The following is a 20,939-nucleotide window of genomic DNA, read 5'->3' on the forward strand; positions in this document are numbered from 1 at the left end:
CGCCGGCCCAGGGGCACCGGTCCCGTCCGGAGCGTCCCCGCTCCGGCCGCGGGACCGTGCGCGATGCTGCCGCGGCGACCCTGCCCGGCACTGCAGAGGAGGATCCTTGGCTCGACCAGGCCAGCGCCGGTCAGGCGCTCGCCGCAGCGCCCCGCGCGACCAGCGGCGGGGCCGCCGTGACGACGACGTCGTCGCGGTGCTCGCCCGCACCGTCCGGGACGTCGAGGCGGCCGCCCGGCGTGGGCGCGTGACGCCCGCCGTGCGCACGCGGTTCCAGGCCGTCGCGCTGCTGCTGCGCGACGAGCGCGCCCGCGTCCGCGCGGACACGGGCCTCAGCGACGGCCGCCGGACCGAAGAGCTCAAGCGCCTGGACGGCGTCGCGACCATCCTCGCGACGACCGCCGTCCGCGACGCCGGGCTGCTGGCGCTGCTCGGCGAGGACGCCGTCGTCTCCGACGCGGCCCGGTCGCTGGTGCGCGAGATGCAGAGGGCCGCCGGCGTCGAGCCGGTCGCCGAGGAGGCCGCCCCGGCCGAGGAGCCGGCCGAGCCCGCCGCTCCCCAGCGCCGCGCCGTGCCGCAGTCGGTGGTCTCCCGGCAGCTGGCCAACCCGTTCCTGGCGCCGGACTTCTCCGCCGCCGCGCCGCGGGCGCCGCGCCCGCGCCGCCTGGCCGGTTGGGAGCTGCTCGGCCCGCTGCTGACCTCCTTCGAGCGCGCCGGCGGCGGGGCCCCGGCGTGCATGGACCTGCCGTTCCCGACCTCCCGCTTCACCCCGGCCGGGCTCGAGCTGATGCCGCACCAGGGGCAGCTGGTCGCCGCGGCCGCGGCCGGGCACCGGACGTTCCTGCTCGCCGACGAGCCGGGCCTGGGCAAGACCGCGCAGGCGCTGCTCGCGGCGGAGGCGGCCGACGCCTACCCGCTGCTCGTCGTCGTGCCGAACGTCGTCAAGACCAACTGGGCGCGCGAGGCCGGCCGCTGGACGCCGCACCGCCCGGCCACCGTGGTGCAGGGCGACGGCGAGACGGTCGACGGCTTCGCCGACGTCGTCGTCGTCAACTACGACGTGCTCGACCGGCACGTGGGCTGGCTCGGCGACTTCGGCTTCCGCGGGATGGTCGTCGACGAGGCGCACTTCATCAAGAACAAGACCTCGCAGCGCTCGCAGCACGTCCTCGCGCTGTCCGAGCGGATCCGGTCGCGCACCGTGCGGCCGCTGCTCATGGCGCTCACCGGCACCCCGCTGATCAACGACATCGAGGACTTCCGGGCCATCTGGCAGTTCCTCGGCTGGATCGACGACACCAAGCCGCTCGGCGAGTTGATGGACGCGCTCGAGGACACCGGCCTGACGCCCGCGGACCGCGGCTTCTCCGCCGCCGCCCGGCAGCGCGTGATCGACCTGGGCATCGTGCGCCGCCGCAAGGTCGACGTCGCCGCCGACATCCCCGCCCGCCGCATCGCCGACCTCCCGGTCGAGTTGGACGGCGCGGCCGGCCGGTCGATCCGGGCGGCCGAGCAGGAGCTGGTCCGCCGGATGGTGCGGCAGTACGAGACGGCGCTGGCGGCGCGGACCTCCGGCGTCGTCGAGGGCCGGGGCATCGAGGGGATCGACGCCGACCTCGTCCGCCGGGTGGCCCGGTCCGAGCTCAAGGACGCCACCACGACGACCGGCGAGAACGTGTTCGGCATGATGCGGCGGATCGGCCGGGCGAAGGCCGGGCTGGCCGCCGACTACGCCGCCCAGCTGGCGCGCAGCGCCGGCAAGGTCGTCTTCTTCGCCAAGCACGTCGACGTCATGGACGCCGCCGAGGAGACCTTCGCCCGGCAGGGCGTGCGGTTCTCCTCCATCCGGGGCGACCAGACGCCGACGGCGCGGCAGCGGGAGGTCGACGCGTTCGTCACCGACCCCGACGTCCACGTCGCGGTGTGCTCGCTGACCGCGGCGGGCGTGGGGCTGAACCTGCAGGTGGCGTCCAACGTCGTGCTCGCCGAGCTGTCGTGGACCGACGCCGAGCAGACCCAGGCGATCGACCGCAGCCACCGCATCGGCCAGACCGAGCCCGTCACCGCGTGGCGGATCATCGCCGCCCAGACCCTCGACGCGCGGATCGCCGAGCTGATCGACACCAAGGCGGGGCTCGCCGCCCGGGCGCTCGACGGCTCGGACGAGGAGGTGTCCTCGTCGGCCGACGTGCAGCTCGAGGCGCTGGTCGCGCTGCTCACCGACGCGCTGCGGACGTCGTCCGGGCAGGAGGAGGCCCTCGGCGCCTGACCGCATCGCGCCGGTCCCCGTGCCGGGGACCGTTGTCCGGGCGCGGGGAGGGGCGCGATGCTGCCCCATGGCGTCGAACCCCACGTACGAGCAGTCGAAGCAGGTCGCCGAGGCCGGCCGCGAGGCCGCGTGGACCCGGCCGTCGTTCGGCCGGGAGCTGTTCCTCGGCAACCTGCGCCTGGACCTGGTCCACCCGCAGCCCGAGCTCGACCCGGCCGCGGTGGCGAAGGGGGAGGCGTTCCTCGACCGCCTCCGCGCCTTCCTCACCGAGCGCGTCGACCCGCAGCGGATCGAGCGGGAGGCCCGGATCCCCGCCGACGTGATCCGCGGCCTCGGGGAGCTCGGCGCCCTCGGCATGAAGATCCCCGAGGAGTACGGGGGACTGGGGCTGAGCCAGGTCCACTACAACCGGGCGCTGGCGCTGGCCGGCACCTGGCACTCGTCGCTGTCCACGCTGCTGTCGGCGCACCAGTCGATCGGCCTGCCCGAGCCGCTGCGGCTGTTCGGCTCGGAGGAGCAGAAGCGCGCGTGGCTGCCCCGGCTGGCCCGCGACGCCGTCTCGGCGTTCCTGCTCACCGAGCCCGACGTCGGTTCCGACCCGGCCCGGATGAGCACCACCGCGGTCCCGACCGAGGACGGCACCGGCTACCGGATCACCGGCACCAAGCTGTGGGCGACCAACGGCGCCATCGCCGACGTCGTCGTGGTCATGGCCGTCGTCCCGGCGTCGGAGGGCCACCGGGGCGGCATCACCGCGTTCATCTGCCCCACCGACCGGCCCGGCGTCACGGTCGAGCACCGCAACGCGTTCATGGGGCTGCGGGGCATCGAGAACTCGGTGACCCGCTTCGACGACGTCCTCGTCCCCGCCGACGACGTCATCGGGGGCGAGGGGCGGGGTCTGCGGATCGCGCTGACCACGCTGAACACCGGCCGCCTGTCGCTGCCGGCGTTCTGCCTGGCGGAGGCCCGGTACGCCCTGAAGATCGCGCGCGAGTGGTCGGCCGAGCGCCGGCAGTGGGGCCGGCCGATCGGCGAGCACGACGCGATCGCGCAGAAGCTCGCCTGGCTCGCGGGCACGGCCTTCGGGCTCGAGGCGGTGCTCGAGGTGTCCAGCCGCCTGGCCGACGACAAGCGCAACGACATCCGCATCGAGGCTGCGCTCGCCAAGCTCTACGGCTCCGAGCTCGGGTGGACCGCCGTCGACGAGATGGTGCAGATCCGCGGCGGCCGCGCCTACGAGACCGCCGAGTCCCTCGCCCGGCGCGGCGAGAAGCCGGTGCCGGCCGAGCAGATGCTGCGCGACATGCGCATCAACCGGATCTTCGAGGGCTCCACCGAGATCATGCACCTGCTCATCGCCCGCGAGGCCGTCGACCAGCACCTGCAGGTCGCGGGCGGCCTGCTCGGCGACTCCGGCCTGGCCGACAAGGCGCGGGCCGCCGGGAAGGCCGGCGCCTTCTACGCCCGGTGGTTCCCGACGCTGACCACGGGCCCCGGCCGGCGCCCCGGCGCGTTCGCCGAGTTCGGCGAGCTGGCGAGGCACCTGCGCTGGGCCGAGCGCTCCGCGCGCAAGCTCGCCCGCTCGACCTTCTACGCGATGGGCCGCTACCAGGGGCGCCTGGAGCGCAAGGGCCGGCTGCTCGGGCGGATCGTCGACATCGGCGCCGAGCTCTACGCCGTCGCGTGCGCCTGCGTGCACGCCGACACCCTCGCCCGCGAGCGGCCCGACCGCCGGCAGGAGGCGGTCGAGCTGGCCGACCTGTTCTGCGGCCAGGCCCGCCGCCGGGCGGGCCGGCTGTTCCGCGAGCTGTGGGCCAACGACGACGACCGCCAGTACGCGGCCGCGCAGCGGGTGCTCGCCGGCCGCTACGCGTGGTTCGAGGAGGACGTGCTCGACCCCGCCGGCGACGGCCCGATGATGCCCGCGCACGCCCGGCCGGACGGGGCGCCGGTCAGGGTGGAGGCGACGGCCGCGCCGTAGGAGGCGGCCCGGGTGGCGGTCCACCGGGTGGAGCACGGGAGCGGGCGGCCCGTGCTGGTGCTGCACGGCGCGGACGTCGACCACCGCGAGACCGAGGCGTGCTTCGAGCCCCTGCTCGCCGGCGTGCCCGGGCTCCGGCGCGTCTACCCCGACCTCCCCGGGACGGGCCGCACGCCCGCTCCGGCGACCCTGCGCAGCGCCGACGACGTCCTCGAGGCGCTGCTCGCCCTCGCCGACGAGGTGGCCGGCGGGGACCGGTACCTGCTCGTCGGCCACTCCGCGGGCGGCTACCTGGCGCAGGCGATGGCGGCGCGGCGCCCGGCGCAGGTCGCGGGCCTCGCGCTGGTCTGCCCGCTGCTGCCGGGCGTGCGCGACGTCCCGGGGCACCGCGTCGTCGCCGGGCCCGGCGGGATCGGCGACGACGTGTTCCGGAGCTACTTCGTGGTCCAGACGCCGGAGATGCTCGAGCGGTACGAGCGCACCGTCGCCCCGGCCGCCGCCCTCGTCGACGAGGCGGCGATGGCGCGGATCGGCGCCCGCTGGGAGCTGACCCCGGACGGTGCGCCGCCCTACCCGGGCCCGACGCTGGTCGTGGCCGGGCGGCTGGACTCGACGGTCGGCTACGCCGCCGCGGTCGACCTGCTGGGCGCGCACCCGCACGCCACGCTCGCCGTCGTCGACGACGCCGGGCACGCGCTGCCCCACGAGCGGCCGGAGGTCCTCCGCGCCCTCCTGGCCGAGTGGCTGGCGCGCGTCGGGCGGCGGGATCGCGGCAGGACGTGACCGCCGCGACCGGCTCCCGGCCGGCGGGAGGAGCGGCCGCCCGGGCCCTGGCCCGGCTGCGGCGGCGCGACCCCTCCCTGGCCGCCGTCCGGCGGGCCGGCCGGGTGACCGTGGCCTCCTGCGCCGCGTTCTACACCTGCCGGTACCTGCTCGACGACCCGACCGCCGCCGTCTACGCGGTGTTCGCGGCGGTCGCGCTGGGCAGCCTGTCCGAGGTGACGGGGCGGCCGGCGGAGCGGACCCGGGTGTACGCCGGCAGCCTCGCGGCCGGCGCGCTGCTGGTCACCCTCGGCACCCTGCTGGCGGTCACCACGTGGACGGCGGTCCTCGGCATGCTGGCCGTGGGGTTCGCGGTGGCCTACGCGGGCGTCGGCGGGCCACGGGTGGCCGGCGTCGTCAGCGGGCTGCAGCTGTTCTACGTGCTGCCGTGCTTCCCGCCGTACGCGCCCGGCACCCTCGGCCAGCGGCTGCTCGGGATCGGGCTGGGCATCGCGCTCCTCGCCGTCGCCGACCGGGTGCTGTGGCCGGCCCCGGCGCCGGGAGACCCCGCCGTCCGCCTGGCCGACGCCGCCGGGCGGGTGGCGGCGTACGCCCGGGTGCTGGTCCGCGAGCTGCAGGACGGCGGCGGGGCGGGGTCGCCCGCGCCGCGGGCCGCCGCCGCGGACGCCGCGGCCGGTCTGCGGCTGAGCGCGCTGCCGGTCGCCGAGCGGCCGCTCGGGCCCGGCGTCCGCGACCGGTGCCTCGTGCGGGCCGCGGCGGCGCTCCGGGTGGTCGCCGGCCGCCTGGGCGCGCTCGCCGACGCGTGGCCCCCCGGCGGGCGTGGGACGCACCCCGCGACCGCGCACCTGGTGGCGGCCGTGGGGGACGCGGTGGCCGGGGCGGGGGAGGCGCTGCGCGGTGCCGGGCCGCCGCCGTCGACCGGCCGGCTGGAGGCCGCGCTCGCCGGCCTCCGCGAGCGGCGTGGTCAGCAGCTGCCGGCGGCCGACCCCGCGGCGCTGCGGGCCGGTGTGGGCGCCGTCGCCGTCGCGGAGGCCGCGCGGAGCCTGGTGCTGACCGTCCGCGGCGCCGTCGGCGCCCCCGTCGCCGACCCGGCGGACGTCCCCGCGGACCTGTGGTTCCTCACCGCCGCTCCCGGCCGGCTGTGGTGGCAGCGGCTGCGCGCACACCTGACACCGCGGTCGGTCTACCTGCAGAACGCGGTGCGGCTGGCCCTCGGCCTCGCCGCGGCGCGCACCGTCGCCGGGGTGTTCGACCTCGCGCACGGTTTCTGGGTGCTGCTCGCGACGCTGAGCCTCATGCGGACCAGCGCGGTCGCCGACCGCTCGGTGCTGGCCCGGGCCGTGGCCGGCACCGCCGTCGGCGCCGCGGTCAGCGGGGCGGCGCTGTTCCTCGTCGGCGGGGACACGGCGGTCTACGCCTGGGCCCTGCCGGTGCTGATGGTGGTGTGCCTCGCGGCCGGCCCCCTGTTCGGGGTGGCGGCGGGACAGGCCGGGTTCACCGTCGTCGTCGCCCTGCTGTTCGCCCAGGTCGGACCGGTGGACTGGCGCATCGCCGAGGTCCGCTTCGAGGACGTCCTCGTCGGCGGCCTCGTCGGCACCCTGGTCGGTGTCGCGGTGTGGCCGCGCGGAGGGCGCGGGGAGCTGGTCCGGGCCGCCGGGGAGTGCCTGCGGGCGGGCGCGGCGGAAGTGGTGGCCGTCGTCGGCCAGCTGACCGGGGCGGGGCCGGCGCCCCCGACCGCGCTCGGCCGGCTGTCCGGGCTGCTCGACCACACCTACGCGCAGTACCGGTCCGAACCGGCCCGGCCGGGGGCCCGCGTGGACTGGCTGGCCGTGCTCGGCGTGGTGCACCGCCTCGACCACTACGCCCGCACCCTGCGGTCCCGCCACCCCGACGCGGCGCCGCCGCCCTTGCCCCGGCCGGCCGCCCAGCTGCGGACCGCGGCCGCGGACGTCGCCGTCGGCTACCGCGAGGCCGCGGCCGCGCTCGAGGCCGGCCGGGTGCCCACGGCCCGTCCGGCCGTACGGGTGGACCCGGTTCCCCGCGAGGAGCTCGCCGCGTCCCCGGACGCCGCCCTGCGCCTGCTCGACGCCTGGGGCTGGCTGCTGACGACGGCGGACGACCTGGCCGGTGTCGGCCGCGCGCTCGCGCCCGCCGCCGCGGCCGCGGTGGCGGGGGGTCAGCGCTCGAAGCGGTAGTGCAGGACGACCGTCCCCCGGCGGGACCAGGCCGTGCTGTGCGACGCGAGCCGGTGGTAGAGGCGCAGCAGCGGCGGGAACAGGGCGACCTCGGGCTCCCGGCTGAGCAGGATCTCCCGGACCAGGCGCAACCGGGGGTCCCAGCGCTCCAGCTCGTGCGGGTCGTCGACGCCGGGGAAGCGGAGGAGCCCGGAGACCGCCTTCGTGCCGGGCACGAGCCGGGTCGCCCGGAGGGCGAAGCGCGAGTAGCTGTTGAAGGCGACCTCGCCGGAGGGGAAGTGACCGACCAGCCGGCCGAGCAGGGCGGTCACCTCGTCGCGGCCGAGGAACCCGATGAGGCCGTCGGCGACGACCACCGCCGGCCGGCCGGCCGGGACGGCGTCCAGCCAGTGCCCGTCCCGCACGTCCGCGGCGACGGTGCGGGTCCTCGCGCGTGCGGGCACGACGGCGTCGCGGGCGGCGACCACCGCGGGGAGGTCGACGTCGTACCAGTCCACGGTGGGCGGCGGGGCGATCCGCGCCCACCGGGTGTCCAGCCCGGCGCCCAGGTCGAGCCCGACGGCGTCCGGGTGGCGGTGCACGAAGTCGGCGGCGATCTCGTCGAGGCGCTTGGCGCGCAGCGCGCAGCTCGTGACCAGGTTGGCGTCCACGTGCGCGCGGGTGGCATCGGCGTCGAGCTCCCGGACGATCTCGCCGGCCAGCGCGTCCCCCAGGACGGGCCGCGGCGAGCGGGCGTCCAGGGCCCGGGAGCGGAGCGTCACGAAGAGGCTCTCCTCCAGCGGGCTGAGGGTCGGCAGGGTGGTGACCATCGGATCGGCTCCCCGGGACGTCGGGCACCCCCGTGGGACCAACCAAGCCCTCCGGGGCGCGCCGCTCCAGGGCCCTCCGTCCCGTCGCGCCGCCGTCCGGCCGGGTCAGGCGGTGCGTCGCAGGAGCGGTGCGGCGTCGGCGAGGAAGTCCTGCAGCGACCGTGCCGGCCGCCCGGTCACCCGCTCGACGGTGTCGGTGACGGCGGCGAAGACACCGGCCCGCACGCGGTCGAAGGTCAGCGCGGTGAGTTCCCGCTCGAACCCCTCGAGGCCGGCGAGGGCCTCCTCGACCGGGACGTCGCGGTGGGTCACGGGGTGTCCTGCGGCGCGGGTGAGCAGCTCGGCGGTGCGCGGCAGCGGGACCGCCTCCGGGCCGGTGATCTCGTACACCGCGCCGTCGTGCCCCGGCTCGAGCAGGGCGTGGGCGGCCACCGCGGCGATGTCGCGGGCGTCGATCCAGGCGACCGGCGCGCCGCCGCTGGGAAAGGGGAGATCGCCCGCGGCGACCGCGTCGTGGTAGAAGCGCCGGTCGGTGAGGACCTGCACGAACCAGCTCGGCCGCAGCACCGTCCAGCCGTGCCCGCTGTCGCGCACCGCGCGCTCTCCGCGCGGCGACCACCCGTCGGGGCCGACCTGGTCGGCGGCCTGCTCCGACAGCAGCACGACGTGCGCGCCGGCCGGGACCACCGTCATCAGCGCACCCAACAGGCCGGGGGCGTCGGCGCGGTCGGGGCGGACGACGTAGACCGCGTCGACGCCGGCGGTGGCCACGGGCCAGCCGGACGGGTCGTCCCACGAGAAGGCGGTCGGCCGCACGCCGTCGAGGGCGACCCTCGACGGATCCCTGCTGCCACCGAGCACCTCGACGTCCCGGGCGACGAGGAGCTCGGCCAGCGGGGCGCCGGTCTTGCCGCGGACCCCGGTGACGAGCACGCGGGTCACGACGGCTCCTCGGTCCTCGGGTGGTCCACGCGGGGCTCCTGTCGTGTCGGGGCTGCGGGTGCCCATGCAAGCACGGACCGCCTGTCGAGGACGGGTGTCCGGACCACCGGGAGCGCAGGCCTGTCCCGGTGGGGGCGCCGCTGGGAACATCGCTGCGTGCCCGTACGGCGCACCTGGTCCGCTCTCGCGTCGGTCGTGCTGGTCGCCTCGGCCGCGTGCGGGTCGGACGGCGGGACCGAGGGAGGCCCGTCGCCGACCGCCGCGCCGCCGAGCGTCGGCCCGGACGAGCCGTGGATCGTGTTCCAGGGCGTCGAGCGCGGTCTCACGCTGGCGCGCCCCGGTGGATCCGGCGTGCACACCGTCCTCGAGGGGGAGACGCTGCACCCCGACTGGTCGCCCGACGGATCCGAGATCGCCTACGTCGACGCCGGGAACGGCCCCGGCCAGGTGTGGCTGACGGACCCCGCGGGAGAGGAGCCCCGGCCGCTGCTCGAGTCCCACCCGGCCGGCCTCGAGGACCTCTACTGGGAGAACCCGGCGTGGTCCCGCGACGGTGCGCGCATCGCGATGGTCGGCTACGACGGCGACCCGAACACCGGAGCACCCGCCCGGTCCGTCCTCGCCGTCGTCGACGTCGCCACCGGCGACCTCACCGTGGCCGGCGAACTCGCTCTCGCCGACGGCCGGCTGCACAGCTTCCCCCGCTGGTCGCCCGGCGGCGACGCGCTGGTCATGAACGTCGACCACTTCACCGGCGAGGTCTGGGACGGTGCGACCGTCGCGGTGAGCCGGTCCGGCGAGGGCGGCTGGAGCCCGCCGGCGGACATCACCGAGGTCGGCCCGTTCGGGAGGGTCGACTGGCACCCCGTCGAGGACCTCATCGTGTTCGGCGACCACGACATCGGCGGTGAGCAGGACACCGACGAGCCGACGAACCTGTTCACGATCCGGCCGGACGGCACCGAGCGGCGCCCGGTCACGGACTTCGGTCCCGGCGAGGCGCGGGCGACCCAGCCGACCTGGACGTCCGACGGCCGCATCCTCTTCACGTACGTGACCGGGGACGGCGACCTCGACCGGGCCGTCGCGCAGGTCGACGCCGACGGGTCGGACCTCGAGGTCCTCGTCGAGCCGGAGCTCGTCGGCCCGGGGAACCGGCCGCACCCGCGCCTCCGACCGGTCCCACCCGGCGGGGAGTGAGCGCCGTCGAGCGCACCGGCGGCTGCCTCCTACCGGGCCAGGCGCAGCGACGCCGCGGCGGGGGCGGGACCGTCGGCCGGTGCCGATCCTCCGGGGAGGAGGACCAGCGCGGGACGGGACGCGGTCGCCCGGGATCCCCCGAGCCGGGCCCGGAGGGAGGCGTTCGGGTAGCCGGCGGGGAGCCGGTGGCACTCCTCGGAGGAGGGCCGTGGCGCCGGACGGGTGCCGGGGTCCTGCGCCAGGTGGACGTAGAGGACTCCGTCGGCGGGGTCGTAGGTCCTCATCCGGCCCTCGCCTCCTCCCGGCGGTGCGGTGGCCGAGGTGTGCGGTGGTGACACCTGCGGTGCGATCCGGACAGGCACGGTGCGATCCGGACAGGCACAGTGTCGTCCCGGGGTGTGACAGGAAGCGGGCCCGGAGGCGGGATCCGCCGTGGTCAGCGGGCGAGGAAGTGCACGCCGAGCCAGGCCCACACGAGGAGCACCGTCAGCCGGCCGGGGGTGGTGCGCATCGCCGCACCGAGCGCCTGCGCCAGGGGAGCCGGGTGCCCCCTGCGGCGGGCCGAGACCTCCAGGGACAGGCCGGCGACCAGGAGCAGCACCACCGCCGTGACGGACACCGCGGTGCCGGTCACGACCGCTCCGGAGGGGCTGCGGGCCGGGTCAGCAGCCAGGCGCCGGCCGCCAGCCAGCCCAGGGTCGCCGCCGCGCGTGCGGCCGGGTGCGCGAGGAGCGGGTCGGTGAGGTCGCTCAGGGTCGGCAGGTCGCCGTCGAGGAGGGCGACCGCCTCCCACGCCAGGGCCGCGGCCAGCCAGGCGAGCCAGGGCAGCGCCCGGCGGCCGGCCCGCGGGGCGGCCGCACCGGCGTGCGCGGTCAGCCCGGCAGCCGTCGCCAGCAGGCCGGTGCCGCCGACGGCCAGCAGCGCGCCGGGGGACAGCTCCCCGGACACGGCGACGGCGGCGGTGCACCCGGCGGCCACGACCGCGGCCGCGAGCCGGAGGGTGCGGCGGGGAGGTCCCACCGGTGCATGCTCGCCCATCCCGCCGCCGGGGGACCGGTCAGCCGACCACCCAGGTGTCCTTGGCGCCGCCGCCCTGCGAGGCGTTGACCACCAGCTCGCCCTCGGTCAGGGACACCCGGGTGAGGCCGCCCGGGAGCACGGTCGTCCCGTCCCCGGCGCAGAAGGCGTAGGGCCGGTAGTCGACGTGCCGTGGCACGAGCGCGCCGTCGACGACGGTGGGGTGGGTCGACAGCGCCACCGGCTCCTGGGCGATCCACTCCCCGGGATCGGCCAGGACGGCGGCGCGGGCGCGCGCGAGCCGGTCGGCGTCCGCGCGCGGGCCGATCAGCACCCCGTGGCCGCCCGAGCCCGAGCGCGGCTTGAGCACCAGCTCGGGCAGCCGGTCCAGGACCTCCCGGCACCGGGCCGGGTCGCCGAGGTCGTAGGCGGGCTGCGAGCGCAGGAGCGGCTCCTCGCCCAGGAAGAAGCGGACCAGGTCCTCGACGTAGGGGAAGGTGCGCTTGTCGTCGGCGACCCCGGTGCCGAACGCGTTGACCACGGTCACCCTGCCGGCGCGGAGCGGGCGCAGCAGCAGCTCGCCGAGCTCGTTCGGCCGGCCGTCGTCGCCGGCCGGCCGCTCCTCGCTCGTGCGCCGCCAGAGCAGGTCCACCCGGCGCCCGTCCGGCAGCAGCAGGTCGTCCCCGCGGAGGGTCAACTGCGACGGCAGCACCACCGGCGCCCCGACCATCTCGCCGAGCCGGTCGATCTCCCAGGTCACCGCGCTGCGCGACCCGTCGCCGAGCACGGCCACGACCGGGTCGGGGAGGTCGGTGGCGGCAGCGAGCATCCGCCGCACCGCCGCGGCGGCGGCCTCACACACCGGCGCTGGTGACGTGCTGGAACGGCCTTGCTGCAGGGGCCCGCGGCGAGCCTGCGAGGCGTGGGGGGCAGCGAGGTCCTCCATCAGCCGCGGGGCCACCAGGTCCCGCGCGGCGAGGGCGTAGGCGAGCAGCGTCGGCGTCCGCACGTTGTCCTCCAGGACGACGAGCCGCCCGTCGGCGCCGCGGACCAGGTCGGGCCCGGCCATGCCGATCCAGCGCCGCGGCGGCGGCAGGCCCGGGGCCAGGTGGCGGTTGGTGTCGAGCACCGCGGCCGGGACGACGCCGGCGCGGACCGCCTCCCGCGGACCGTGGGCGTCGGCGACGAAGGCCTCCAGCGCCCGCAGCCGCTGGGTCAGGCCGGCCGCCACGGCCTCCCACTCCGCGCGCTCGAGCACCCGCGGGACCGGGTCGACGGTGAACGGGTGCGCCTCCTCGGCGGGCCCGTGCACCAGGCCCAGGGCGGCGGCGTCGCGGGCGACCTCCGCGGCCAGCGCGCCCGGGTCGTACGCGCGGACGGCGGCCAGGGCCGCGGCCGCGTGCGGGCGGTCGCCGCCGTCGGGCAGCAGCGCCTCGTCGAGGCCCGCCTCCGGGCTCACGCGGCCGCCGCCGGGCGGTGGGCGGCCGCGCGCTCGGCGACAGCGAGGGCGGCGCGGGCCACCCACCGGCCCTGCTCCGGGTCGGTGACGTCGAAGCCGAAGGGCGCGTTGGCCTCCAGCGCGAGCAGCCGGCCGTCCGGCTCGACCAGCACGTCCACGCCCATCAGCCCGCCGCCGAGCACGGCGACCATCCGCTGGGCCAGCTGCGCCATCTCCGGCGGCGCCTCGTACACCCGCGGGTACACCGTCCCGTGGGTGACCAGCGCGCCCTCCTCCCGGGACTTCTCGTAGACCAGGGAGGTGGTGGTGGGCGTGGCGAAGACCCGCGCGCACGCCGGCTCGGCGATCCACTCCTGCAGCAGCGACGTGCCGCGCCGGTGCCCGCCGGCCGCCTCGTGCTCCCGCCAGCCGGCCTCCACCGCGCGCGCGGCGTCGAGGTCGTCGACCAGCTCGACGTAGCGGGCGCCGTCGCCGAGCGAGGGCTTGAGGACCATCCGCCGCCCGGGCATCGGCCACTCCCGCACCCGGGCGAGGTCCCACGCGGCCGGCTGCGGCACGCCGGCGCCCGCCCACACGGCGTGGGTCACCAGCTTGTCGGCGGAGGCGACGAGCGAGGTGACGGGGTTGAGCAGCGGCACGCCGGCCGCCTCGAGCAGCGTGGCCAGGGCGAAGGTCGGCGCGTAGGCCACGACCTCCTCGACCAGCACGTGCGCGATCGCCAGGTCGTGGCGACCGGGTGGCGGGCCGGTGACCGGCCAGTCGTCCGGCACCCGGGCCAGCCGCTCGACCTCCGCACCCTCCGCCTCCAGCGCCCGCACCCACGCGGCCGCGTAGCCGGCGTCCTCGTACCAGTCCTCGTCGGTGATCACCAGCAGCACGCGCACGCCGCCCTGATGCCCGCGAGCCGGGCCCGTCGAACCCCACGGGCCCGGTGCAGCACGGACGCAACACGCGGAACACCTCCGCGGACACGCACCGGCCCTACGGTGCGGCGCATGACGCAGGTGGTGCCGGGGAGCCGGTCCCGGGACGGGCGCTCCGCCGCGGCCCGGCGACGGCGCTACACCGCCGAGCTCGCCGGGGTCCTGCCGCCGAGCGCACCGTTCGAGGCCTGGCTCGCGGCCGGCGGGGACCCGGCGCCGGACTTCGCCCGGCTGCCGGCCCGCACCGGCCTGTGGTCGCCGGTCGAGGGCGTGGCCGACGCCGCCGGGTGGCCGGCCCGGCGGGCAGTGCTGCGGGCCCGCTGGCGCCGGTGGCTGACCGGGGACCTCCCGCCCGCGCCCCGGCGCACGCCCGCCCGCGTCGGCCGGGTGCGGACGGCGGGCGGCGTAGAGGTCCGCGAGATCACGGTCGGCGGGACCACGGTCGGGGCGGGCTGGTCGGTGCGGGCGCGGCTGCTGCTGCCCGTGCCCGCGGCCGGCGTGCGCCGCGACGTCCCCGTCTACCTCCTGCAGTCCAGCCACGGGCCCTGGGCGGAGGCGGCGCTGGCCCGCGGGTGGGGCGCCTGCCTGGTCTCGGCCGCGGACGGGGACGACGACACCGAGGACGTCGCGCGGGCCTTCCCCGCGGTCGTCGCCGGCCGGCTGGCCTGGCGGGCGTGGGCGCTGTCCCGCGTCCTCGACGCGCTGCAGGACCAGCCCGGCGTGGACGCCCGCCGGGTGCTGGTCGGCGGGCACAGCCGCAACGGCAAGACCGCCCTGCTGGCCGCCGCCTCCGACGACCGCTTCGCCGGCGTCGTGTCCAGCTCCAGCGGCGTGCTCGGTGCGATCCCCGCCCGGCTGTGCACCGACCGGCACTTCGGCGAGGGCGTGGAGCTGCTCACCCGGCACTACCCGGGCTGGTACCACCCGCGGCTGCGCTGGTTCGCCGGGCGGGAGCACCGGCTGCCCACCGACGCGCACGAGCTGCTCGCGCTGGCCGCGCCGCGGCCGGTCCTGGTCTCGGTGGCGGTGGAGGACCCGGTCGAGCGCGTCCCGGCCGCCCGCGCCGCGGTGGACGCCGCGCGGGAGGCCTACGCGCTGCTCGGCCGGCGCGACGCCCTCGAGCTGGCGCTGCGCCCGGGCGGGCACCGGGCCGAGGAGACCGCGGTGGCCGCCCAGCTGGACTGGGCGCAGTCGGTGCTCGGCGGCCCGCCCCGCCGCCCCGGGCGCGCGCCGACGGCGCCGGCGCCGGTCCCGTGGCCGGCCGACCGCGTGCGTCCCGGCCCGTCCCCGGTCCGCGGCGAGCAGCTGCGCGCCGCCGTCCGCGCCGCGCTCGGCCCGGCCGGGACCGCCGCCGGCGGCGCGGGGGAGGGCCTGCGGACCCCGGACGGGGTCGCGGTCACCCTCCTGCGCCCGCCGGGCGGGGGGAGCGGCCGCGGGCTGGTGCTCTGGCTCGGCCCGCCGTGCGCGGCGACCGGGTGGCGGGCGGGCTACGAGCAGGCCGAGCCGCTGCCGGCGCTGCTGGCCGCGGCGGGCTGGGTGGTCGCCTGCCACGACCCGGTCGGCAGCGGCTCGCGGCACGGCGAGCGGCCCGGGCCGGGCTCCTCGCCGCTGGGCCGGATGACCGCCGACGCGGCCGCGGTGGCCGCCGTCGCCGCGGCGGCCACCGGTCACGACCGGGCCTGGGTCGCCGCCTACGGCACCGGCGCGCTGGTGGCGCTGCACCTGTCCGCCCTGGGGGGCGTGCCGCCGGCCGGGACGGTGCTCGCCGCCCCGAGCTGCGGCGAGCCGCTGCTGCGGGCCCGGCCCGGGTACACGCTGGCCGACCTGCTCGCGACGACGGCGGACCGGCCCGCGGTCGTGCTGGACCCGGCGTGGGACCCGGAGGCGCCGCCCGGCGCGGTGGCCGCCGCCTGCCGGGCCGCCGGCGTGCCCCGGGTGCCGCTGGCCGACTGGCACCGGCTCTCCGGCGCCACGCGGGCGGCGATGGTCGACTGGCTGGACCGGCACGGCTCCCGGCAGGCTCCGTGACCAGGACCCGCTGACCCGCCGAGGAGGCACCCCGTGATCGACGACGTCGTCGCCCGCTGGCACCGCTACACGGCGAGCAGGGCGCCGGGCGCCCTCGACGAGCTCCTCGCCGACGACGTCGTCTTCTACTCGCCGGTGGTGTTCACGCCGCAGGAGGGCAGGGCGATCACCACCCGGTACCTGGAGGCGGCGGCCGACGCGCTGGCCGGCGACGGTCCCGACGGGACGTTCCGCTACACGAAGCAGGTCCTCGCGGGGGACACCGCGGTGCTGGAGTTCGAGACGAGCGTCGGGGGCAGGTACGTCAACGGGGTCGACATCGTGCGCTGCGACGACGCCGGCCGGATCGTCGAGTTCCGCGTGATGATCCGCCCGCTGCAGGCGATCCAGGCCGTCCACGAGCAGATGGGCAGGCGCCTGGCCGCGCCGCCCGGGGAGTCCCCGGCGGGCGCCGGCCGGTGACGGGGTTCGACCTCGCCCTCCCGCGGCGGGTCGTCTTCGGCCCGGGACGCGCGGACGACCTCGCGGACCTGCTGCCCACCCTGGGACGCCGGGTGCTGCTGTGCGCCGGGCGGGACCCTGCGCGTCGCCGGTCCCTCCTGGGGGGCGTCGACCCGGTCGCCGTCGTGTCGGTCGCGCACGAGCCGACCGTCGACGGGGTGCGCGCGGCGACCCGGCGGGCGAGGGACGCCGGGGTCGACGTCGTCGTCGCGATCGGCGGCGGGAGCGTGCTGGACACGGGCAAGGCCGTCGCCGCCCTGCTCGGCAACGGCACCGACCCCCTGGACCACCTGGAGGTCGTCGGCCGCGGGCTGCCCCTGCAGCGGCCGGCCCTGCCCTGCGTCGCGGTCCCCACGACCGCGGGCACCGGTGCGGAGGTGACCGCCAACGCGGTGCTGGCGTCTCCGGAGCACGGCGTCAAGGCGAGCATCCGCGGTCCGCACCTCCTGGCGGCGGTCGCGCTGGTCGACCCGCTGCTCACGGTGAGCTGCCCACCGGAGGTCACCGCCAGCAGCGGGCTGGACGCGCTCACCCAGTGCCTGGAGCCCTACGTCTCACCCCAGGCCAACCCGGTGACCGACGCCGTCGCAGCGGCCGGGCTGGCGCGGGGTGCGCGGGCGCTGCGGGCCGCCCACGAGGACGGCGGGGACCGCGCGGCCCGCGAGGAGATGGCCCTGTGCAGCCTGTTCGGCGGCATCGCGCTGGCCAACGCGAAGCTGGGGGCGGTGCACGGGATCGCCGGCGTCGTCGGCGGCATGGTGGACGCCCCGCACGGCGCGGTGTGCGCGGCCCTGCTGGCGCCGGTGGTCGAGGCCAACGTCCGGGCGCTGCGGGAGCGCGAGCCGGCCTCGCCCGCGCTGCGTCGCTACGCCCGGGTCGCCCGGCTGCTGACCGGGCGGGACGACGCGACCGTCGAGGACGCGGTGGCCTGGCTGGGTGAGACCGTGACCGCGCTCGGCGTGCCGCCCCTCGGGGTGTTCGGCCTCCGCCCGGCCGACCACGCCGAGGCCGCCGCCAAGGCCGCGCGCTCCAGCAGCATGCGGGGGAACCCGGTACGGCTCACCGACGACGAGATCGGCGCGGTGCTGCGCGCGGCGTCATGACCTCGTGGGCAGCACCACCCGGGAACCCACGGCCGTGACCACGCGCCCGCGGCGGTCGGTCAGGTCTTGGCCCTCCGCGGGTGCATCAGCCGTTCCATCTCCCGGGTGGCCCGCTGCTTCTCCTTGCGCTCGCTGCGCTTGGCCTTCACGGACTTGCCCGACTTCTTCGCGGAGTGGTCGTCGTGGGGCGACTTGTCGGCCATCGGAGTGCTCCCTCGTCGACGGCGGGAGGCACTCTCTCTACATCCGGCCGCCCCGCCGCGCCAGGGAGTCCGGCGCGTCCGCTAGACCCGTTCGCGAGCCCGCCCCTGCTCGCGCGTCGGATCCGGCTCAGCGCGGCCGGCGCACCTCGATGCGGGTGACGGAGACCTCGATCCACACCCCGGTGGGACGCGGGGACAGCGCCTCCCGGGCCGCCTGCTCCAGGACCTGGCGGGCCGCCTCGGCGGCCCGGGCGGTGACGGCCGCCGCGACGGCGAGCGCCGACGCGGTGACCAGCGACCCGGCGGTCGTGCGGGACAGCGCCGGGAGCAGGGACCGCACCGCGGCCGGCACCGTGCCCAGGGCCGTGCGGCGCCGGGGCACCCGGCTGCCGTCCGCCCGGTAGATCTCGCTCGGCTCGATCGGCTGCTGCCCGGCCACGGCGCCACCCCTTCCGGTCCCGACGCCCGATCCTCCCACCGGGCACTCCCCGCGACGAGCGGACCGGACGGCACGCCACGCGACGGTGCGCTGCCGCCGACGGCGGTCCGCGGGCACCCGCGTCGATCCCGGTCGTCCTCGCGGGGACGGAAGACGCCCCGATCCCGGGGACGGGTCCCTACGCTGGCGTCGTGGGCAACATCGGCAAGGAAGTCCGCCGCATCGAGGTCCTGCCCGTGCCCGAGCCGCCCCTCGAGCCGGCCGCGCCGGAGCGACCCGAGCGGCCCCGGGATCCGTCGCCCGTGAAGTAGCGGCGGTGGATCCCTACGGTGGCTTCGAGCCACGTGTGGGACAGATCAGAGCGCTGCGCACCTTCCGGATCGGTCCGGACGGTGCCCTCTACCCCTTGTTCTCGAACGACCCCTGGCGCGACGGTGCCAACGAGGCGCGCTGCCTGAGGAGGGACCGCCCGCCGCACCCCAGCCCCGACCCGGACTGCACGTGCGGCTTCTACGCCTTCGGCGCGGAGCAGTGGGCCGGTGACCAGCCGCGCAGCCGTCACGTCCTCGCCGTGGTCGCCTGCTGGGGTCACGTCGTCGCGGGGACCCGCGGCCTGCGGGCCGAGCACTGCCGGATCGAGGCGCTGTGGCTGTCGGGCGCCGTGCCGGTGGACCTCACCGAGCGCGTCCGGCGGAACCACCCCTCCGTGGCGGTGTACGAGGACCGGTCCCGGATGCTCGCCGAGCACCCACCCACCGAACTGGACTGCTACGAGCCGCCGGGCCGGGGGAGTGGCCGCCCCGCCGGACGCCTGTGGTGGTCGGCCGCGATCGCGGCGGCCGTGCTGGGCGTCCTCCCCGCCGGCCTGCTCGGGGGTGCGCACGCCGCCGCGCTGCTGTCGGCCGTCCTGGGCACGGCCTTCGGCGTCGGTGCGCTGCCCCTCGCCCGGCGCGGCGCCGGCGACGAGGGGTCCGGCCGGCGCCTGCTGTGCCTGGCGACCTCGATGTGGCTGTTCGCCTCCTTCCTGGGTCCCCTCGGCGCGGTGTTCGTGCGGTTGCCCCTGCTGCAGGCGGCGTCGATCGTCGGGTTGCAGCACGTGTGCCTGCTCGTCGAGGGCCGCCGCATCCCGGACCGGATCGCCTGACCGCACGCCGTCGGCTCCGCCCGGCCCGCGTGCGGCGACCGCGGTACGCCGGTCAGCCGTCCTCCTCAGTCGTCCTCCTCGGCCGCCCAGCTCACCGCGGCGGAACGCTCGGCGAGCGGGAAGGCGCGGGCCTTGCCGGGCCAGAGCACGGTGAACACCGTCAGGGCAGGCCGCGCCCACCGGGCGTCGGTGACGACCGCGATGCGCTCGAACGCGGTCGGGTGCCTGACGCCGAGCTCCAGGTCCTCCCAGACGGCGCCGCCCTCGTAGTCGTCGAACTCGCGGCCGAGCACGTGGACGAGGCGGACCTCGCCGTGCCGTGCGATGGCCTGCTCGATCGCGGGGAGGACCAGGTTCTCGTAGTCCTCCCGCTCGACGTCCTCCCGCTCGACGTCGTCGACGGCCTCGAGGCCCAGCACGCCGTCGGGCACGTCGGTCAGGCGACGGATCACCGGTGCCTCCGCGAGGGTCGCCGGGATCTCGGACGCCGGTCGTCCTCGGTGGGCCGGGGCTCGTACCGACTCCCCTGGGACGGATGAGCCCGCCACCCGCGACGTGCCCCGTCCCGTCCGGACGCCTCCCCCCGCCCCTCGGATCCGGGCTCCGGTGCCGCCGCGTCCGCTCGACCGGGGGAGCGGCGTCCCGCACCCAGCCGTGTCGGGGCGGTCCGGCGACGTCGGCTACCCCGCACCGTCCGCCGCGTCGCGGCCGGGGACGGGCAGGCCCCGGTCGTGGTCCCGCCCGGGGCCGGGCGGTGGCCCGCCGGCCGGCTCGCCGTCGCTCTCCGGTGCGGTGCCTGCCGGCGGGGTCGCCACGCGCCGCCCACGTCGCCGCCGGACCCCGGTGGGGCGTCGCCCCGTGCGCTCGCCCCCCGACGCCCCGGCCAGCAGCGTGCGGGCCCATCGACGCCCCGGGTCCTGGCCCACGAGCACGGCGTGGAGGAACAGCGTGAGCGGGACGGCGAGGATCGCCCCGAGCGGGCCCAGGACGACGGTCCACACGAACACGGACAGGAAGGTCACCGTCACGGAGAGCCTGACCACGTCCCCGACGACCACCGGCTGGATCACCGACTGCAGGACGAAGTTCGCCACGGTGTAGACCACCACCACGAGCAGTGCCGTACCGGGCCCGTGGACCAGGAGCGCGAGGAGCGTCGGCGGCGCCAGCCCGAGGAAGAACCCGATGTTGGGGATGTAGTTGGTCAGGAACGAGACCAGACCCCACAGCAGCGCGAGCGGGATGCCGAGGACGACGAGGGCGATCGTGTCCACCACGGCCACGGCGAGGCCGAAGACCGTGGTCACGACCACGTAGCGCCGGGTGTTCCTCGCGAACGCACCCAGCGCCTCGTGCAGCTGCGACGTGCCGGGCACCTCGGCCAGACGCGCGGGCAGTCCGGTCGCCTCGGCGGTCATGAACAGGACCGTCGCCACCACCAGGAACAGCGCACCGGCGGCTCCGGCGACACCCGACAGCACGTTCCCCAGGACCGCGGCGACCGTCTCCGGCTCGATCGAGCGCAGTGCCCGTTCCACCTGTTCCGGGCCGACCCCCCACCCGGCCAGGGTGGAGCGCAGGCCGTCCAGGAGCTCCTGCCACTCGTCGGTGTACTCCGGCAGCACGGTCGCCAGCTGGCCGAGGGAGATCGCGAGGGCGAGTGCGAAGGCGATGATCCCCCCGTCGACGACGAGCACGGCCACCGCGATCGCGAGCCCCCGCCGCACCCCGCGGCGCACCAGCGCGGCGACGAGCGGATGGGCCACGACGGTCAGGACGAACGCGAGGACGACGGGTCCCAGGATCGGCGCGGCGGCGTGGATGCCCCACAGGGCGACGGCCGTGCCGGCCACCCCCAGCACGACGGTGAGCCACAACGGCAGAGCGCGTCGTTCCACGGGTTCGGACACACCGTCTCCCGCGGTCAGCCGACGCACCCG

20 protein-coding genes are annotated in these 20,939 nt (G+C 77.6%); 9 read left to right on the forward strand and 11 right to left on the reverse strand.

Features of this window, described 5'->3' with window-relative positions; all coding sequences use genetic code 11:
• Positions 1 to 106 precede the first annotated feature (106 nt).
• The 4 genes from ACI796_RS03535 (at position 107) to ACI796_RS03550 (ending at position 7,231) form a co-directional block, all read left to right on the forward strand.
• Positions 107 to 2,269, forward strand: coding sequence for a DEAD/DEAH box helicase (locus tag ACI796_RS03535; protein ID WP_456939883.1), 2,163 nt, complete (start codon positions 107 to 109; stop codon positions 2,267 to 2,269).
• Between the two features lie 67 nt (positions 2,270 to 2,336).
• Positions 2,337 to 4,253, forward strand: a complete 1,917-nt coding sequence (locus ACI796_RS03540) for an acyl-CoA dehydrogenase family protein (protein WP_456939884.1) — start codon at positions 2,337 to 2,339, stop codon at positions 4,251 to 4,253.
• Between the two features lie 12 nt (positions 4,254 to 4,265).
• Positions 4,266 to 5,036, forward strand: a complete 771-nt coding sequence (locus ACI796_RS03545; protein WP_456939885.1) for an alpha/beta fold hydrolase — start codon at positions 4,266 to 4,268, stop codon at positions 5,034 to 5,036.
• Complete coding sequence (locus ACI796_RS03550; protein ID WP_456939886.1) at positions 5,033 to 7,231, forward strand: FUSC family protein; 2,199 nt, start codon at positions 5,033 to 5,035, stop codon at positions 7,229 to 7,231. The genes ACI796_RS03545 and ACI796_RS03550 overlap by 4 nt, the downstream gene beginning before the upstream one ends.
• Here the strand turns inward: ACI796_RS03550 and ACI796_RS03555 are convergent.
• Positions 7,213 to 8,040 carry a class I SAM-dependent methyltransferase gene (locus tag ACI796_RS03555; RefSeq protein ID WP_456939887.1) on the reverse strand — a complete coding sequence of 276 codons (828 nt, stop codon included), beginning with the start codon at positions 8,038 to 8,040 and terminating at the stop codon, positions 7,213 to 7,215. The genes ACI796_RS03550 and ACI796_RS03555 overlap by 19 nt on opposite strands.
• 105 nt (positions 8,041 to 8,145) lie before the next feature.
• Entirely contained in the window at positions 8,146 to 8,982 is an 837-nt protein-coding gene (locus ACI796_RS03560) for an NAD(P)H-binding protein (RefSeq protein WP_456939888.1), read from the reverse strand.
• Between the two features lie 156 nt (positions 8,983 to 9,138).
• Here ACI796_RS03560 and ACI796_RS03565 point away from each other — a divergent pair, with 156 nt between their 5' ends.
• On the forward strand, positions 9,139 to 10,182 hold the full coding sequence (locus ACI796_RS03565) for a hypothetical protein (protein WP_456939889.1): 1,044 nt from the start codon (positions 9,139 to 9,141) through the stop codon (positions 10,180 to 10,182).
• A gap of 29 nt (positions 10,183 to 10,211) precedes the next feature.
• Here ACI796_RS03565 and ACI796_RS03570 read toward each other — a convergent pair whose 3' ends face one another.
• The 5 genes from ACI796_RS03570 to ACI796_RS03590 form a co-directional block, all read right to left on the reverse strand.
• Entirely contained in the window at positions 10,212 to 10,466 is a 255-nt protein-coding gene (locus ACI796_RS03570) for a hypothetical protein (protein ID WP_456939890.1), read from the reverse strand.
• Between the two features lie 152 nt (positions 10,467 to 10,618).
• Complete coding sequence (locus ACI796_RS03575) at positions 10,619 to 10,816, reverse strand: DUF6186 family protein (RefSeq protein ID WP_456939891.1); 198 nt, start codon at positions 10,814 to 10,816, stop codon at positions 10,619 to 10,621.
• Entirely contained in the window at positions 10,813 to 11,202 is a 390-nt protein-coding gene (locus ACI796_RS03580; protein WP_456939892.1) for a hypothetical protein, read from the reverse strand. Before ACI796_RS03580 ends, ACI796_RS03575 begins: the two co-directional genes overlap by 4 nt.
• Positions 11,203 to 11,239: 37 nt before the next feature.
• On the reverse strand, positions 11,240 to 12,658 hold the full coding sequence (locus ACI796_RS03585; RefSeq protein ID WP_456939893.1) for a circularly permuted type 2 ATP-grasp protein: 1,419 nt from the start codon (positions 12,656 to 12,658) through the stop codon (positions 11,240 to 11,242).
• Complete coding sequence (locus tag ACI796_RS03590) at positions 12,655 to 13,542, reverse strand: ATP-grasp domain-containing protein (RefSeq protein WP_456939894.1); 888 nt, start codon at positions 13,540 to 13,542, stop codon at positions 12,655 to 12,657. Before ACI796_RS03590 ends, ACI796_RS03585 begins: the two co-directional genes overlap by 4 nt.
• A gap of 111 nt (positions 13,543 to 13,653) precedes the next feature.
• Between ACI796_RS03590 and ACI796_RS03595 the strand changes: the two genes are divergently transcribed.
• Genes ACI796_RS03595 through ACI796_RS03605 form a run of 3 tightly spaced genes read left to right on the forward strand, consistent with a single transcriptional unit; the run spans position 13,654 to position 17,213 of the window.
• The gene (locus ACI796_RS03595) at positions 13,654 to 15,609 is read left to right on the forward strand and encodes a glucuronyl esterase domain-containing protein (RefSeq protein WP_456939895.1); all 1,956 of its coding nucleotides are present in this window, start codon (positions 13,654 to 13,656) and stop codon (positions 15,607 to 15,609) included.
• 33 nt (positions 15,610 to 15,642) lie between these two features.
• Positions 15,643 to 16,071 carry a nuclear transport factor 2 family protein gene (locus tag ACI796_RS03600; protein ID WP_456939896.1) on the forward strand — a complete coding sequence of 143 codons (429 nt, stop codon included), beginning with the start codon at positions 15,643 to 15,645 and terminating at the stop codon, positions 16,069 to 16,071.
• Positions 16,068 to 17,213, forward strand: a complete 1,146-nt coding sequence (locus ACI796_RS03605; RefSeq protein ID WP_456939897.1) for an iron-containing alcohol dehydrogenase — start codon at positions 16,068 to 16,070, stop codon at positions 17,211 to 17,213. The genes ACI796_RS03600 and ACI796_RS03605 overlap by 4 nt, the downstream gene beginning before the upstream one ends.
• Positions 17,214 to 17,272: 59 nt before the next feature.
• On the opposite strand, the gene ACI796_RS03610 is transcribed toward ACI796_RS03605, so the two are convergent.
• Both ACI796_RS03610 and ACI796_RS03615 read right to left on the reverse strand, forming a co-directional pair.
• The gene (locus ACI796_RS03610; RefSeq protein ID WP_456939898.1) at positions 17,273 to 17,416 is read right to left on the reverse strand and encodes a hypothetical protein; all 144 of its coding nucleotides are present in this window, start codon (positions 17,414 to 17,416) and stop codon (positions 17,273 to 17,275) included.
• A gap of 127 nt (positions 17,417 to 17,543) precedes the next feature.
• Entirely contained in the window at positions 17,544 to 17,855 is a 312-nt protein-coding gene (locus ACI796_RS03615) for a hypothetical protein (protein WP_456939899.1), read from the reverse strand.
• A gap of 406 nt (positions 17,856 to 18,261) precedes the next feature.
• Between ACI796_RS03615 and ACI796_RS03620 the strand changes: the two genes are divergently transcribed.
• Positions 18,262 to 18,999, forward strand: a complete 738-nt coding sequence (locus ACI796_RS03620) for a hypothetical protein (RefSeq protein WP_456939900.1) — start codon at positions 18,262 to 18,264, stop codon at positions 18,997 to 18,999.
• A gap of 65 nt (positions 19,000 to 19,064) precedes the next feature.
• On the opposite strand, the gene ACI796_RS03625 is transcribed toward ACI796_RS03620, so the two are convergent.
• A complete protein-coding gene (locus tag ACI796_RS03625; RefSeq protein ID WP_456939901.1) occupies positions 19,065 to 19,451 on the reverse strand; it encodes an STAS/SEC14 domain-containing protein in 387 nt (128 codons plus the stop codon).
• Positions 19,452 to 19,679: 228 nt separating this feature from the next.
• Positions 19,680 to 20,897: an AI-2E family transporter gene (locus ACI796_RS03630; protein WP_456939902.1), complete on the reverse strand. Its 1,218-nt coding sequence runs from the start codon at positions 20,895 to 20,897 to the stop codon at positions 19,680 to 19,682.
• Positions 20,898 to 20,939 lie beyond the last annotated feature (42 nt).

It is taken from the genome of Geodermatophilus sp. SYSU D00525 (assembly GCF_054050475.1).